This window comes from Cupriavidus sp. FW306-01-F10A, from assembly GCF_058782785.1.
In genome coordinates this window covers 142,276-157,591 of the sequence record NZ_JBYSYA010000009.1, presented here as the reverse complement: position 1 = coordinate 157,591, position 15,316 = coordinate 142,276, and the positions used below count along the sequence as shown (strand labels likewise).

Sequence of the window (15,316 nt, the reverse complement as noted above, 5' to 3'; positions counted from 1 at the left end):
ACAAGAACATCATGGCGCCAGTGCAATTCCATCGGCTGCAGATCGCCGAAGTGGTCACGGAGACGGACCAGGCGCATTCGCTGGTGTTCGCGCTGCCAGACGGCCTGCGCGACACGTTTTCCTACCGCCCCGGCCAGTTCCTGACGCTGCGCGTGCCGGTTGACGGCGTGGCGCTGCAGCGCTGCTATTCGCTGTCGAGCACGCCGGGCGTCGACAGCGCCCTGCGCGTGACGGTCAAGCGCGTGCAGAGCGGGCGCGTGTCCAACTGGATCTGCGACCATCTGGGCTCGGGCGATACGGTCGAGGCGATGCCGCCCGCCGGGGTGTTCACCCCGCCCGCGCTGCATGGCGACTTCCTGCTGCTGGCCGGCGGCAGCGGCATCACGCCGGTGTTGTCGATCGCCAAGGCGGCGCTGCAGCACGGGCGCGGCGCGGTGACGCTGGTCTATGCCAACCGCGACGAGCAATCCATCATCTTTCGCGAGGCACTTGCGGAACTGGCGCGCCGCCACCCCGGGCGGCTGCGCGTGATCCACTGGCTGGACAGCGTGCAGGGCCCGCCCACGCAGCGCCAGATCGAAGAACTGGTGCGGCCGTGGAGTCTGGCGCAATGCTTTGTCTGCGGCCCCGGCCCGTTCATGGACAGCGCCCAGGCCGCGCTGCAGGACCTGGGTGTCCCGCGTGGCCAGCTGCATGTCGAGCGCTTCGTGTCCTTGCCCGATATGCCGGCGGCCAGCGTGCTCGCAAGCGCCCCCGCAAGCATTGCCGAGGGGGATGCCACGCCGGCTGCCTCCGCGCCCGCGATGCGCGGCGCTGCCCTGACCGTGCAGCTGGACGGCGCGGTTCACCAGGTCAGCGCGGCACCGGACGAAACCGTGCTCGACGCCCTGCAGCGCGCCGGCGTGGCCGCCCCCAACTCCTGCCGCGCCGGCCTGTGCGGCGCCTGCATGTGCCAGGTGACGCAGGGCGACGTGACGCTCGGCGAGAACCATGTGCTCGACCGCGCCGACCTGGAGGCGGGCTGGACCCTGGCCTGCCAGGCGCGCCCGGCCAGCGGCGAAATCCACCTGAAGTTCCCGGATTGACATGACTCCATCTGACACCATCGACGCCATTGTGGCACCGGCCGGCATCGAAGCCGCAGCAAACGACAGCGTTGCCGAGACCATTCCAGAGCTGGTGCGGCGCGCGGCAACGCGCCACGGCGAGCGCATCGCCATCCAGGAAGACGGGTTGCGACTGACCTACGCCGCGCTCGACGCCAGCCGCATGGAAGCCGCCCGCGCGCTGATGGCGCTGGGCGTGCGGCCTGGCGACCGCGTTGGCGTGTGGGCGCCGAATTTCTCCGAGTGGATCATCGCGGCGCTGGCCACGCACAGCGTGGGCGCGGCGCTGGTGCCGCTCAATACCCGCATGAAGGGGGCCGAGGCCGGCGCCGTGCTGGCCGACAGCGGCGCGCGCCTGCTGTTCTGCGTCGACAGCTTCCTGGGCGAAAGCTATCCGCAGATGCTGGCGCCGCACCGCCCCGCCACGCTGGAGCGGCTGGTGATCCTGCGCCCGGGGCAGGGCAGGACCGCCGGCCCCGATGAACTGGCATGGGACGACTTCCTCGCACTGGCGCCGCAGGCGGACATGGCGGCATTTGCCGCGCGCGAGGCCGGCGTGCGCGGCGACACGCTGATGGACATCATGTTCACCTCGGGCACCACCGGGCGTCCCAAGGGGGTGATGACCGCCCACGCACAGAACTTGCGCGCCATCGACGGCTGGGCAGCCATCACCGGCGTGCGGGCGGGCGACCGCTACCTGATCGTCAATCCGTTCTTCCATACCTTCGGCTACAAGGCCGGCTGGCTTGCCGCGCTGTCGCGCGGCGCCACGGTGCTGCCGCACCTGGTGTTCGACGCCGAAGCGGTGATGACGCGCGTGGAAAACGAGCGCATCACGGTGCTGCCCGGGCCGCCGACGCTCTACCAGACCCTGCTCAACGCGCCGCGCCTGCGCGAGTTCGACCTGTCCACGCTGCGCGTGGCGGTGACCGGCGCCTCGGCGATCGCACCCGCGCTGATCCAGCGCATGCGCGACGAACTCGGCTTCGACACCATCATCACCGGCTATGGGCTGACGGAATCGTGCGGCTTCGCCACGCTGACCCGCGCCGGCGATGACGCCGAAACCGTCGCAGGCACATCCGGCCGCGCCATGCCGGGCATCGAGATCCGCTGCATCGATGCGCAGCGGCAGCCGGCCGCCACCGGCCAGCCGGGCGAAGTGCTGGTGCGCGGCTACAACGTGATGCAGGGCTATTTCGGCCTGCCCGACGCCACCGCCGAGGCCATCGACAGCGATGGCTGGCTGCATACCGGCGATGTCGGCACGCTCGATGCGCGCGGCTACCTGCGCATCACCGACCGCATCAAGGACATGTTTATCGTGGGCGGCTTCAACTGCTATCCGGCGGAGGTGGAAAAGCTGCTGGTGGCGCATCCGGCCGTGGCCCAGGTGGCGGTGGTGGGCATGCCGCACGAGCGGCTCGGTGAAGTGGGGCGTGCCTACGTGGTGCTGCGCCACGGCGCGCGCGTGGACGCCGAAACCCTGATCGCCTGGGCGCGCCGGCACATGGCCAACTACAAGGTGCCGCGCGAGGTGCTGTTCGTGACGTCGCTGCCGGTCAGCGCGGCAGGCAAGGTGTTGAAGTACCAGTTGCGCGAAGCCTGATGAACAAGGAACCGATCATGACCGACATTGCCGCCATTGCCGACCGTGTCGCGCGGCTGGAAGCCGCGGAGGCGATCCGCGCGCTCAAGCTGCGCTACCTGCGCGCTTGCGATGACAAGGACCCTGACGCGATGCGCGCCTGCTTCGTGCCGGACAACGCGCATATCCACTATGACCGGATCGGCAGCTTTGCCGGGCGCGAGGCGCTGGTGCAGTGCTTTGCGGAGCTGGCGTGCCGGCCAACGCTGCGGGAGATGCATTTTGCGGGGCAGGCGGATATCCGTGTGCTGGATGAGAATGCGGCGCAGGGTAGCTGGGATCTGGCTTACCTGGCGCAGGATGATGCCAGTGGTTCGCGTACGTTCCTGACCGGGCGCTATGCGGATGAGTATGTGCAGATCGATGGTGCGTGGCTGATTCGCTCGACGGTGTTCACGACGGGGTTGGTGTCGCAGGGAGGATAGGATGCGGCGCTTGTTTTCTCCCCTCTCCCGCTTGCGGGAGAGGGGAGCGTATGCGAAGGGTGATGGCTAGTCCAACCCTATTCCACAATCGCCGGATGCACCGGCGGAGGCCCGCCCAGTGCCTGCCGGTACGACGGCGGCTGCACCCCCTCGGCATCGACGATGCCATAGGCCAGCGCCGCCTCGGCGCCGATCAGCACGCGACCGGATTTATCCATCAGCGCGGGGTCGCGATACAGCGCATCGATAATCCGCCCGGTGAACTCCGGCGTCTCCGCCACCGGCGCGAAGCCCGCGTACTTGTCCGGATGCTTCTCCCATACCCGCAGCGTGCGCGCCGTGCGCAGCGGCCCCATCCACAGCGACACCGCCGCCACGCCATAGGGCCGCAGGTCGACCGCCATGTCATGCGCGAACTTGTCGATGCCCGCCTTCTGCGCGCCGTAGGCCGGACCGTGCATATAGCAGTTGGCGCCAAATGACGAGGTGAACACGATCAGCCCGCGGCCCTGCGCGGCCATGATGGGCGCGGCATGCCAGCTGGCGACGTAGCCTGAGCGCAGGCCCACGTCGAGAATCCCGGCCATCTCCAGCGGCTTCTGCCAGAACGGCCCCGGCATGATGAGCTCGTCGTGCAGGAAGGTCGCATTGTTGACCAGGATGTCGATCCGACCAGATTCCTCTCGCACCCGCGCGAACAGACGCGCCACTTGCGCATCGTCGCGATGATCGCAAGCGACCGCGATGCCGCGCCCGCCCAGCGCATCGATCTCGCGCGCCGTGGCGTGGATGGTGCCGGGCAGCGGCGCGCTGCCTTCCTGCTCGGTGCGTCCGGTCACGTACACCGTAGCGCCCGCCGCACCGAGCGCCAGCGCGATGCCCTTGCCGGCACCGCGCGAGCCGCCCGTGACGACGGCGACGATGGCCTGTTCCGCCTGCTTCATGTGTGTCTCCTGTGTCATTGATGTCATTGAAGCTTGGGGCGGGCGCGGCGTCGCTACATCCTTCGTTCGGACTAAGCGGTATCCGGTCCGGATACTCCACGCGGACGATGGCCCCCGGCGCGGCAAGGCCGACGATAGTCCCCATCCCAACGACTGTCCGCGCTGCATATCGCGGCGCTGGCGGTCACAACAAGGAGTGAGACTGGCCATGTCTGAACTGGAGTGCAAGGAAGCCATCCATGCCCTGACCTGCCGCTATGCGCAGGCGGTGGACCGGCGCGATTTCCCGAAACTGGCGGCGCTGTTCACGGCGGATGCATGGCTGAGCGGGCCGGGCTTCCGCATGGAGGGAGCGCAGGCGATTGCTGACGGCATGGCATCGCTCGGCCAGTACAGCGCCACGCAGCATCACGTGCACCAGCAACTGGTCGACGTCGATGGCGATACCGCGACCGGCGAAACCTATTGCGTGGCCAACCACCTGTACGAACAGGACGGCGTGCCGCGCAAGCTGGACTGGGGCATCCGCTACCAGGACCGCTTCGTGCGGCGCGGCGGCCAGTGGCGCATTGCCGCGCGCGAGCTGGTGGTGGACTGGACGCAGGACCTGCCGCTGCGGGGGGCATGATGACGACGACCCGTGTACTGGAAGGCAAGACCGCCCTCGTCACCGGCGGCGCCGGCGGCATCGGTGCGGCCAGCGCGCTGGCGCTGCTGCGCGACGGCGCGACGGTGGTCCTCATGGGGCGGCGGCGCGAAGCGCTGGAAGCGGCACGGCGCAGCCTGTGCGCGCAGGTGGCCCGCGCCACCGTGGCAATCAGCGTCGGCGACGCGTGCCGCGAGGATGACGTCCAGGCCGCGCTGCAGCAGGCCTGGGAGCTGCAGCAGCGCCTCGATATCGTGGTCGCGACCGTTGGCGGGGGCGGTTTCCGTCCGCTGCTGATGCATGACGCGGCCTCGCTGATGGCGGAGCTGGAGCTGAACATCGCCAGCGCATTCCTGGCGGTGCGCCACGCGTCGCCGCTGATGGCACCGCATGGCGGCGCCATCGTCTGCATCTCGTCGAACGCGGCGCGCATGACCTGCCGCTGGCTGTCGGCGTACTGCGCCGCCAAGGCGGGGCTGGAGGCGTTTGTGCGCGCCGCGGCCGAGGAGCTGGCGGGATGCGGCATCCGCGTCAATGCGGTGCGGCCGGGACTCACCCGCTCCGGCACGACCGGGCCGATGTTCGACAACCCGGCCATCCTCGACAAGTTCGTCGCGCAGATGCCGCTGGGCCGCGCCGGCGAACCGGACGACATTGCCGGCGCGGTGCGCTACCTGGCGGGGCCGGAATCGGGCTGGGTGACCGGACAGAGCATCGCCGTGGACGGCGGCAGCGAACTGCGCGGCAATCCCATCCTCGATGAAACCGTGGCTGCGGTGTATGGCGAAGCCGCGCTGCAGGCCGTGCTGGCCGGCAGGATTCCCGAAGCCGGCTGAAGCCGGCAACCCAAGGAGATAAGCAATGCATCAAGTCAGGGACAAGGTTGCGCTGGTCACCGGCGCGGCCAGCGGGGTAGGGCGCGCCGATGCGCTGCTGCTGGCGGCCGAAGGCGCGCGCGTGGTCATCAGCGATGTCAACCAGGAGGGCGGGCAGGCACTGGCCCGCGAGATCGGGGATGCGGCCATGTTCGTGCGCCACGACATTGCCAGCGAGGAGGACTGGCGCAAGGCCATGGCCGCCACGCAGGACCGCTTCGGCCGGCTCGACGTGCTGGTCAACAACGCGGCCATCTGTCCGCTCGGGTCGATCGAGGAAACCTCGCTCGACAGCTGGCGGCAGGTCATGCGGGTCAATGCCGACGGCTATTTCCTGGGCTGCAGGTTCGGTGTGCAGGCGATGAAGGGCAACCCCGCCGGGGGCTCCATCGTGGTGATGTCGTCGGTGGCGGCGCTGGGCGGGCTGCCGATGATGTGCGCGTACAGCGGCGCCAAGGGCGCCGTTACCGCGCTGACGCGCAGCGTGGCCGTGCACTGCAAGCAGAATGGCTACCGGATCCGTTGCAACTCGATCCATCCCGATGGCGTCTGGACGCCGATGACGCAGGCGCTGGTGCCGGACCTGGATCCGGCCACGCTTGGTATCGGTACGGACCCGATGGCACGCATGTGCCAGCCGGAGGATGTGGCCAACCTGGTCCTGTTCCTGGCTTCGGACGCGTCGCGCTTTATCAATGGCGCGGAATTGCGCATCGATAACGCGCAGTTGATCTCGGGGCTGTAAGGCCCGCTGCGGCGGCCCGCGCAAGCAGGCCGCCGCAGCGCCAGGCTAGCTGTACTGCGTCACGATCTCGCCGACCGTGCGCAGGATGTCGCGGCGGCGATAGCCGAGCAGGGCGGTCTCGGCCGCATCCGGCTCGTAGTAGAGCGTGTTGCCCCGGCCGAAGCAGATGGCCGAGTCCGGCAGCAACGGATGCTCCTGGTCGATGACAGGCGGCACCGGGCGGCCAGCGTCGCGGAAGAAGGCACCGAAATAGTCCTGAAACGACAGGTTCTCGTCACCTACCAGGTAAGCCTTGCCGTTTTCACCGCGCAGCAGGGCGCCTTCGATCGCTTCCGAGAGCGAAGTGGCCGAGATGAAGTTGACGCCGCCGGGCGGCGCGAAATCCGGCATCGGCGCAAAGTTGCCGCGGGCGTAGTCGGTATAGGCCTTGAACATCGGGACCATCAGGCCCGGCACCGTGCCCACGACGAACGGCGCGTTCACGCTGCTCACGCGGAAGGCATCGGTGGCCAGCGCGCGCACGCCTTCGTCGGCCAGCTTGCGCGAGCGGATATAGGCGTTGTCCTCGGCCAGCTGCGGCTGCGCCTGCGGGTAGAAGCTGCCGACGTAGACGGCGACCCGGATCCCGGCAGCGCGCGCCGCGCGCAGGAAACGCGGCACGCCCTCGATGTTGGCGCGCTGCCAGTGCGCGGCTTCGTCGCCGCCGGGCGGCACGTGGCGCACATCGTTGCCGGCGGCGAAGACCAGCGCGTCGAAGGTGCCGAGCTGCGCGGCCGGCACGTCGTTGGCGATGTAGTCGCAGCGCAGGAAGTCCAGCCCGCCCAGCGCCGTGCCGGGCGCGGGGCGGTTGCGCCCCGCGATGGTGACCTCGTGCCCGCAGCTGCGCAGGTGCAGGGCCGCGTGGCCGCCGATCATGCCAGTGCCGCCGACGATCAGTATCTTCATGCTTGTCTCCTTGGTGGGGTGGTGTGGCCGCGGTGCGCGGCCATCAGAGGTTCATGCCGTTGCCGCCGATGACCGGCATGTTGGTCCACGCGCCCTTGGGGTCGCGATACCAGCCGGCCGCGGCCAGCGCGCCGCCATTAACATGCAGCGCCGTGCCGGTGATCCAGGCCGCGCGCGCGCTGGCCAGGAACAGGATGCCGTCGGCAATGTCGCGCGGCGTGCCGAAGCGGCCCAGCGGAATCCAGCGCGGGATATGGTGCTGGTGTTCCGCAGCGACCATCTGCGACACCGGAACCTGCGGCGTTTCGGTGGTCTCGGGGGCGATCAGGTTGACGCGGATGCCCGCCGGCGCCAGCTCCAGCGCCAGGCTCTGCGTGAAGCCGGTGATGGCGGCCTTGAAGGCGCCGTAGACGCTGCAGTACGGAATGCCGCGGAAGGCCTCGATCGACGACACCGTGACGATGCTGCCGGCGGCACTGCGCCGCAGCAGCGGCAGCATGGCGCGCGTGACGGTGAAGACGTGGCCGAGGTTGGCGGCGTAGAGGCTGGCGATCTCGTCGTCGGCATAGTGCTCGAACGGCTTGGCGATGCGCAGGAAATCGCCGACGTTGTTGACCAGCACGTCCAGCACCCCGAAACGCTGTTCGACCTGCGCAGCCAGTTCGCGCACGGTGCCGGCATCGGTGGCATCGCCCTGTACCACCAGCACTTCCGCGCCGGTCTTGCCCAGCAGCGCCCGGGCCTGCTCGGCGCGCTGTGCGTCGATCTCGATCAGCGCCACGCGCGCACCCTGTTCCAGGAAGGCTTGCGCGGTGGCGAGCCCGATGCCGGCGCCGCCGCCGGTGACCAGCACGGTCTTGTCGGTGAAATCCATCTGAGTCGTTCTCCTTCGGTTGCACTGTGGTGTGCGGCCATTTGATCGGCGGCAGGCGGGACCGGCATCGTCCGATTGCAGGTCAGGGAAAACACTTAGATGGCGCAAACCAGGGCGAACAAGGGCGCCGCGCGCCGGACATCGGCAGGCAGCCTCCCTATAATCTGCGCTGCCCAGGTGCCGCAGAGCACCGGCCAGTCCCCGCATGGGGTGTGGAAACAGGAGACAGACAATGTTGATGGCGACCGTTGAGGCGCAAGGGGTGGCGTCGCCCTGGTTTGCGCAGTCCGGACTGAGCCTGCCGCATTTCAGCGCGCTGCTGGCGGCGGTCTACGAAGGGCCGATGGAACCCGTGCCCTGGGGCCGCGCGCTGGAAATGCTGCGCAAGCAACTTGGTGCCAGCTATGTGAGCTTCATCCTGCGCTCGCCCGCGAGCGACCGCAGTGGCATCGCGGTGCACGCGTCGCAGCACGGCACTTCGCTGGAGGCCGAGGCGTCGTACAACACCTACTACTACGCCATCGATCCCTTTATCAACCTGCCCACCGACCGGGCCGTGACGGTCGACGAAGCGATGGGCGCCGGCAACTGGTGCCGCAGCGAGATCTACCGTCAGTTCCTGCAGCCGCTTGGCGTGCGCTACCTGCTGGGCGCCGATATCCGCACCGAAGACGGGGTCGAGTGCCGGCTGCGCGTCTGCCGCCAGCACGACGCGCAGGACTTCTCCGAGGTGGACAAGGCGGCGTGCGCCACCATCCTGCCGCACCTGAGGCGCGCGGTCCGGCTGCATTCCAGGCTGGATGTGGTCGAATCGGAACGCAGCCTCTATGCGGGCGCGATCGACCGCATGCTGGTGGGCATGGTCATCCTCGACGCAGCCGGCGCAATCCTGAAGAAGAATGCGGAAGCCGACGAGATCCTGGCGGAGAACGACGGCATCCGCCTCAATGGGGGCAACTTCGAGATCGCCTACGCACAGGAAAGCCGCAAGTTCCAGTACCTGCTGCGCCGCGCCCAGATGGGGCACCACGGCAGCGCGCCGGCGCTGGCCGAAGCCATGTCGATCACCCGCCCCTCGGGGCGCGGCAAGCTGGGCGTGCTGATCCGCACCATTCCGCTCAGCGAATGGTCCGAAGACCACCGACATCGCCCGGCCTGCGCGGTCTTTATCCGCGATCCGGAGCGCAAGTCGCGCGCCTCGCACGAGGTGGTGCGCAAGCTGTTCGACCTCACGCCCGCCGAAACCGCGCTGGCGCTGGTGCTTGCCGACGGCATGACGCTCGACGAAGCCGCCGAGGCGCTGGGCACCAGCAAGAACACGGCGCGCGCCCACTTGCGCGCGATCTTCTCCAAGACCGGGGTCACGCGGCAGGCCACGCTGGTGCGCATGCTGCTGAGCAGTGTGGTGACGCTCGGCTGAGCGCCAGGGCCTGATCCACGCACGCGTGTTCCAGGGCACGCGTGACTCCCTTGTGGCCCGATGACCGGTCCTCCTAGTCCGAATGGAGGATGAGTCCCGCCATCCGCGCCCCTAGCATGCATCCGACAAGCGGGCGCGGCACACGGATGGCACCTCAGACGGACGCAGCGACGCGTGCTGTCCGCGCTTGGTCCTGTTCCGCGCACGCATCAACCTGTCCGGCCCCGGCCGGCACCTGTACCAGGGAGCGTGGAGCATGGAAAAAGTCATCTATATCGTCTGGCGCGATTCTCAGACCGAGCCGGGGGAGTTCGCGCGCCGGCTGCGCACGACGCTTGCGGACAAGCTATTGGCGCTGGGCGCGCGCGGACTGCAGGTGAACGTGGCCGATGACGCGGTGTTGCCGGCCGCGGGCCTGCGCCAGGCGAATACCCGCCCGCAGATGGAAGGGCTGGTCTCGGTCTGGATGGACAGCGCCATCGACCGCCTGCGGCAGCCGTTCGACCAGGCGATCGCGACCGCCGTGGGCCGCATGGCCGGCTACCTTGTGACGGAGTCCCAGCCCATCCGCAATACACGTTTCCCGGCCGCGCCGGGCGAACGCACGCCCGGCTTCGCGCAGCTTGCCTTCCTTACCCGGCCGCCCCGGCTTACGCCGCAGGCCTGGCTGGACCTCTGGCACAACCACCACACGCCGGTGGCGGTCGAGACCCAGGACAACTTCCTCTACGTGCAGAACGTGGTGGTGCGGCCGCTCACCTACGCCGCGCCGCACTACGACGCCATTGTCGAAGAGGGCTTCCCCGATGCGGCGATGACCGACCCGCAGGCGTTCTTCGACGCGGCCGGCGACGAAGACAAGTTCCAGCGCAACCTGCAGGCCATGATGGAAAGCTGCCAGCGCTTCATCGACTTCGACAAGATCGACGTGATCCCCACCAGCCAGTACCTCGTGCGCCCGGCAGCGGGCTGACGCCAGCGCCGGACCGGCTAGTCCCACTGGACGATGTGCCGGGCTGCAGCGCACGGAAGAATGGTCCCATCAGCCAGCAGTGGCAACGAACCTGAGGAGACCGGCATGTTGGATATCCGTGCGCTTGGCTACATCGTGGTCGAGTCCACCGACCTGGGGCAATGGCGGCACTATGCCGAACAGGTGCTGGGCATGACCTGTTCCGGCGCCCCCGGCGGTGCGCTGTACGTGAAGATGGATGAGCGCGACTACCGCTACCTGGTGGTGCCGGGCGCGCGCGACCGCTACCTGGCATCGGGCTGGGAGCTGGCCGACGAACCGGCCTACCGCCACGCGCTCGACACGCTGCGCCAGGCGAACGTTGAGGTCGTGCACGCCAGCGCCGCGGAACTGGCACAGCGCCGCGTGCAGGCCATGGCCTGGTTTGCCGATCCGTCGGGCAACCGCCATGAGATCTCCTGGGGCATGCGCTCGGACTTCCTGCGCTTTATCTCGCCGGTGGGCGTGCCGCGCTTCATCACGGACCCGATGGGGGCGGGCCATGCGGTGCTGCCCGCGCCGGCCTTCGACGAGACCTATGCCTTCCTGTGCGAGGTGATGGGTTTCGGTTTGTCCGACATCTTCCGCGTGCGCTTTACCAATGACCCGGCCGAACCGGAAAAGCGCATCCACTTCCTGCATTGCGGCAACGCCCGCCACCACAGCCTGGCGATCTTCGAGATGCCGTCGGAAGCGGGCTGCATCCACGTGATGGCCGAGGTTCCGGACATGGCCGAGGTGGGCCGCGCGCTGGACCGCGTGCAGCAGCACGGCGTGAAGCTCTCGGCCACGCTGGGCCAGCACTGCAATGACCGCATGACTTCCTTCTACATGAAGACCCCCGGCGGCTTTGACCTCGAGTTCGGCCACGGCGGCCTGGAGGTGGACTGGAGCCACCACGCCGCCTACGAGGCCACGCGCGTCAGCCTGTGGGGACACGACTTCAGCATCGGATACCGCTAAACACACCATGACCAAGACAATCGACAAGACCATGAGCGCGGCCGACGTGGTCGGCCAGCTCGCCGATGGCATGACCATCGGCATCGGCGGCTGGGGCCCGCGCCGCAAGCCGATGGCGCTGGTGCGCGAGATCCTGCGCTCGCCGCTGAAGGACCTGACCGTGGTCGCCTACGGCGGCCCCGAGGTGGGCATGCTGTGCGCGGCCGGCAAGGTGCGCCGGCTGGTGTTCGGCTTTGTCTCGCTCGACGTGATTCCGCTCGAGCCCTACTTCCGCCAGGCGCGCGAGCGCGGCGTGCTGGAAGTGACGGAGCTGGACGAAGGCATGCTGCAGCTGGGCCTGCGCGCCGCGGCCGCGCGCCTGCCGTTCCTGCCGACGCGCGCCGCGCTGGGCACCGACGTGCTGGACATGAACCCCCAGCTGAAGACGGTGCGTTCGCCCTATGCCGACGGCGAAGTGCTGGTGGCGATGCCGGCGATCGCGCTCGATGCCGCGCTGCTGCACGTGAACGAAAGCGATGTGCTCGGCAACACCCGCATCGACGGCCCCGATCCGTTCTTCGATGAATGGTTCGCACGCGCCGCGCACCGCTGCTATGTGAGCTGCGAAACACTGCACCCGCGCCTCGAGGATGAAGACCTGGCGCGCGCGCGCAACAACGCCTTCGAGCGCTCGCTGGTAAGCGGCGTGGTGCACGCACCCGGCGGCGCCCATCCCACTTCCTGTGCGCCGGCCTACGGCTGGGACCTGCCTGCGCTGAAGGCGTACTGCGCCAGCGCCGAGGCCGAGGACGGCTTCCGCACCTGGCGCGACGAGGTGGTGGGCGCGAGCGAAGCGGCCTACCTAGAGCGCATCGGCGGCCTCGGCCATGTGCACGACCTGCCGCTGCCGGTACTTTGAACCCGCCAACCCAAGGAGCGACCGTGAGCGCCACTTATGAATTCACCCGCGCCGAGCTGATGATTGCCGCCGCCGCCCGCGCATGGCGCGACGACGGCGAGGTGCTGGCCACCGGCATCGGCACCGGCCCGCGCATCGCCGCCGGCCTGGCGCGGCTTGCGCACAACCCGGGCCTGCTGCTGACCGACGGCGAGGCCTACCTGGTGGAAACGCCGGTGCCGCTGGGCCCGCGCGAGCCCGGCTACAAGGTGCGCGTCAGCGGCTGGATGGGCTACTCGCGCGTGTTCGACTGCCTGTGGGGCGGGCGCCGCCACGCGCTGGTGATGCCGACGCAGATCGACCGCTTCGGCCAGGCCAATATCTCCTGCCTGGGCGGCACCCATGCGCAGCCCAAGACCCAGCTGCTGGGCGCGCGCGGCTTTCCCGGCAACAGCATCCACCACGCCAACTCCTTCTTCGTGCCGGCGCACAGCACGCGCGCGTTCGTCGCCGGTGAAGTCGACATGGTCTGCAGCGCCGGCTACAACCCGGCCCGCCGGCTGGAGGGCATGCGCAGCTTCGTTGACCTGCGCGTGATTGTCACCGACCTGTGCGTGATGGATTTCAGGGGGGCTGACCATGCCATCCGCGTGCGCTCGCTGCACCCGGGGGCGAGCTTCGACCAGGTACAGGCGGCCACCGGCTTTGCGCTGGCGAACACGCCCGGCGAGGCCCTGCCGGAGACGGCGCCGCCGACACCGGAAGAGCTGCGGCTGATCACCCAGCTTGATCCGCACAACCTGCGCGCGGCCATCGTGCGCGGCAATCCTTCCGGACGCGTGTGAGGCCGACATGACAACGCCAGCTACCGAAGCCATCAGCCTTGGCCCCAATGCCGAGGTGCTCTACCAGGTCGCGGACGGCATTGCCACCGTGACCATGAACCGGCCGCAGTTTCACAACGCGCAGAACTCAAAGATGACCTACGCGCTGGACGAGGCCTACCGGCGCGCCGCCGCGGACGACGCGGTCAAGGTGATCGTGCTGCGCGGCGCCGGCAAGCATTTTTCGGCCGGGCACGACATCGGCACGCCCGGGCGCGACATCAATGAAACTTTCGAGCGCGCCTCGCTCTGGTATGACCATGTCAACAAGCCGGGCGGCGAGTTCCTCTATGCCCGCGAGCAGGAGGTCTACCTGGGCATGTGCCGGCGCTGGCGCGAGCTGCCCAAGCCGACCATCGCCATGGTGCATGGCGCCTGCATCGCCGGCGGGCTGATGCTGGCGTGGGTTTGCGACCTGATCGTGGCGTCGGACGATGCCTTCTTTGCTGATCCGGTGGTGCGCATGGGCATTCCCGGCGTCGAGTACTTCGCCCATCCCTACGAGCTCCATCCGCGCATCGCCAAGGAGTTCCTGTTCCTGGGCGAGCGCATGGGTGCCGAACGCGCCGAGCGCATGGGCATGGTCAACCGCGTGGTGCCGCGCGACGCGCTGGAAGACACCGCCTACGGCATGGCCGCCAAGGTCGCGCAGATGCCGCGGCTGGGCCTGACGCTGACCAAGCAGGCGGTCAACCATGTGGAAGACCTGCAGGGCAAGCGCACCGCGATGGATGCCGTCTTTGCCTGGCACCACTTCGCCCATGCGCACAACGAACTGGTCAGCGGCGACAAGCTCGGCGGCTATGACGCGCGCGCCATGGCCGCTTCGCAACGCACCGGCGAGGACAAGGCATGAGCACCGCGAGCCTGCACACCGTGCTGTGCGACCTGCTGGGCTGCCGCTACCCCATCGTGCAGACGGCGATGGGCTGGGTGGCGGATGCGAAGCTGGTCGCGGCCAGCGGCAATGCCGGGGCCTTCGGCTTCCTGGCCGGCGCCACCATTGCGCCCGGCGAGGTCGAGCGCGAGATCCTGCGCGTGAAGGCGCTCAGCGACCGGCCCTTCGGCATCAACTTCCACATGTTCCAGCCCAACGCGGAAGAAGTGATCGAGATGGCGATCCGCCACCGGCTGCGCGCGGTCAGCTACGGGCGCGGCCCGGACGCGAAGATGATCGGCAAGCTCAAGGCGGCTGGCGTGGTCTGCATGCCGACCGTGGGCGCGGCCAAGCATGCGGCCAAGGCCGTGGAACTGGGCGCGGACGTGGTCACCGTGCAGGGCGGCGAGGGCGGCGGCCATACCGGCGGCACACCGACCACGCTGCTGCTGCCGCAGGTGCTGGACAGCGTGAGCGTGCCGGTGGTGGCCGCCGGCGGCTTCTTCGACGGCCGCGGACTGGCCGCGGCGCTGGCCTACGGCGCGGCCGGCGTGGCCATGGGCACGCGCTTCCTGATGTCGGCCGAATCGCCGGTGCCGGCGCCAACGCTTGAGCGCTACGTCAAGGTGCGCGACCCGGCCAGCATCCGCGTATCGCTGGCCATCGACGGCCTGCCGCAGCGAATGATCGACAATGACCTGCTGCTGGCGCTGGAGAAGGCCGGTCCGCTGCGGCGCACCTGGCTGGCGCTGGCGGCCGCGCGCAAATGGCAGGCACGTACCGGCATGCGCAGCGCGCAGATGCTGGCCACCGCCTGGCGCGCGATGCGCGAGCAGGACTACAGCGCCGCCCAGACCCTGATGGCCGCCAACGCGCCGGTGCTGATCCAGCGCGCGATGGTGGAGGGATGCCCCGATGAAGGCGTGCTGCCCAGCGGCCAGGCGGCAGCGGCGATCCGGGCCATCGAATCCTGCGAGCAGATCGTGGCCGGCATGGCCGCGCAGGCACAGGCGCGCCTGGCGGCGCTGGCTGGCGCCGGACTGGCTGCAGCGGCCTGACCCACAGACAGAGG

General features: G+C 69.0%; 16 protein-coding genes. 13 read left to right on the top strand and 3 right to left on the bottom strand.

From position 1 onward, the window contains the following. Nucleotides 1-11: 11 nt before the first annotated feature. The 3 genes from AC3WLF_RS15615 to AC3WLF_RS15605 are packed head-to-tail and all read left to right on the top strand — an operon-like array spanning nt 12 to nt 3,182. A complete protein-coding gene (locus AC3WLF_RS15615; RefSeq protein ID WP_492358472.1) occupies nt 12-1,085 on the top strand; it encodes a 2Fe-2S iron-sulfur cluster-binding protein in 1,074 nt (357 codons plus the stop codon). A 1-nt stretch (nt 1,086) separates the two neighbouring features. Next, complete coding sequence (locus AC3WLF_RS15610; RefSeq protein ID WP_492358471.1) at nt 1,087-2,718, top strand: FadD3 family acyl-CoA ligase; 1,632 nt, start codon at nt 1,087-1,089, stop codon at nt 2,716-2,718. Further along, nucleotides 2,718-3,182, top strand: a complete 465-nt coding sequence (locus tag AC3WLF_RS15605; RefSeq protein WP_492358470.1) for a nuclear transport factor 2 family protein — start codon at nt 2,718-2,720, stop codon at nt 3,180-3,182. Before AC3WLF_RS15610 ends, AC3WLF_RS15605 begins: the two co-directional genes overlap by 1 nt. A 77-nt stretch (nt 3,183-3,259) precedes the next feature. Here AC3WLF_RS15605 and AC3WLF_RS15600 read toward each other — a convergent pair whose 3' ends face one another. After that, nucleotides 3,260-4,126 carry an SDR family NAD(P)-dependent oxidoreductase gene (locus tag AC3WLF_RS15600; protein WP_492358469.1) on the bottom strand — a complete coding sequence of 289 codons (867 nt, stop codon included), beginning with the start codon at nt 4,124-4,126 and terminating at the stop codon, nt 3,260-3,262. Nucleotides 4,127-4,334: 208 nt separating this feature from the next. On the opposite strand from AC3WLF_RS15600, the gene AC3WLF_RS15595 reads away from it, so the two are divergent. The 3 genes from AC3WLF_RS15595 to AC3WLF_RS15585 are packed head-to-tail and all read left to right on the top strand — an operon-like array spanning nt 4,335 to nt 6,392. Then, on the top strand, nt 4,335-4,754 hold the full coding sequence (locus AC3WLF_RS15595) for a nuclear transport factor 2 family protein (protein WP_492321093.1): 420 nt from the start codon (nt 4,335-4,337) through the stop codon (nt 4,752-4,754). Then, nucleotides 4,751-5,608 (top strand): SDR family NAD(P)-dependent oxidoreductase, encoded by an 858-nt coding sequence (locus tag AC3WLF_RS15590; RefSeq protein WP_492358468.1) that lies wholly within the window; start codon nt 4,751-4,753, stop codon nt 5,606-5,608. The genes AC3WLF_RS15595 and AC3WLF_RS15590 overlap by 4 nt, the downstream gene beginning before the upstream one ends. 25 nt (nt 5,609-5,633) lie before the next feature. After that, nucleotides 5,634-6,392 carry an SDR family oxidoreductase gene (locus AC3WLF_RS15585; RefSeq protein WP_492358467.1) on the top strand — a complete coding sequence of 253 codons (759 nt, stop codon included), beginning with the start codon at nt 5,634-5,636 and terminating at the stop codon, nt 6,390-6,392. A gap of 45 nt (nt 6,393-6,437) precedes the next feature. On the opposite strand, the gene AC3WLF_RS15580 is transcribed toward AC3WLF_RS15585, so the two are convergent. Together AC3WLF_RS15580 and AC3WLF_RS15575 are read right to left on the bottom strand one after the other, a co-directional pair. Continuing rightward, nucleotides 6,438-7,337, bottom strand: coding sequence for an NAD-dependent epimerase/dehydratase family protein (locus AC3WLF_RS15580; protein WP_492358466.1), 900 nt, complete (start codon nt 7,335-7,337; stop codon nt 6,438-6,440). 43 nt (nt 7,338-7,380) lie between these two features. After that, nucleotides 7,381-8,211, bottom strand: a complete 831-nt coding sequence (locus AC3WLF_RS15575; RefSeq protein WP_116384512.1) for an SDR family NAD(P)-dependent oxidoreductase — start codon at nt 8,209-8,211, stop codon at nt 7,381-7,383. 232 nt (nt 8,212-8,443) lie between these two features. Here AC3WLF_RS15575 and AC3WLF_RS15570 point away from each other — a divergent pair, with 232 nt between their 5' ends. The 7 genes from AC3WLF_RS15570 (at nt 8,444) to AC3WLF_RS15540 (ending at nt 15,302) form a co-directional block, all read left to right on the top strand. Continuing rightward, complete coding sequence (locus AC3WLF_RS15570; RefSeq protein ID WP_340520975.1) at nt 8,444-9,631, top strand: helix-turn-helix transcriptional regulator; 1,188 nt, start codon at nt 8,444-8,446, stop codon at nt 9,629-9,631. 256 nt (nt 9,632-9,887) lie between these two features. Then, nucleotides 9,888-10,604 carry an EthD domain-containing protein gene (locus AC3WLF_RS15565; protein ID WP_492321096.1) on the top strand — a complete coding sequence of 239 codons (717 nt, stop codon included), beginning with the start codon at nt 9,888-9,890 and terminating at the stop codon, nt 10,602-10,604. Between the two features lie 105 nt (nt 10,605-10,709). After that, a complete protein-coding gene (locus AC3WLF_RS15560) occupies nt 10,710-11,606 on the top strand; it encodes a VOC family protein (protein ID WP_492321097.1) in 897 nt (298 codons plus the stop codon). Between the two features lie 7 nt (nt 11,607-11,613). Continuing rightward, nucleotides 11,614-12,504, top strand: a complete 891-nt coding sequence (locus tag AC3WLF_RS15555) for a CoA transferase subunit A (RefSeq protein ID WP_492358465.1) — start codon at nt 11,614-11,616, stop codon at nt 12,502-12,504. A 23-nt stretch (nt 12,505-12,527) separates the two neighbouring features. Then, complete coding sequence (locus AC3WLF_RS15550) at nt 12,528-13,328, top strand: CoA-transferase subunit beta (protein ID WP_492321099.1); 801 nt, start codon at nt 12,528-12,530, stop codon at nt 13,326-13,328. Nucleotides 13,329-13,335: 7 nt separating this feature from the next. After that, the gene (locus AC3WLF_RS15545) at nt 13,336-14,223 is read left to right on the top strand and encodes an enoyl-CoA hydratase (protein WP_492321100.1); all 888 of its coding nucleotides are present in this window, start codon (nt 13,336-13,338) and stop codon (nt 14,221-14,223) included. Beyond that, nucleotides 14,220-15,302, top strand: coding sequence for an NAD(P)H-dependent flavin oxidoreductase (locus tag AC3WLF_RS15540; RefSeq protein ID WP_492321101.1), 1,083 nt, complete (start codon nt 14,220-14,222; stop codon nt 15,300-15,302). The genes AC3WLF_RS15545 and AC3WLF_RS15540 overlap by 4 nt, the downstream gene beginning before the upstream one ends. The last annotated feature ends 14 nt before the right edge of the window (nt 15,303-15,316 follow it).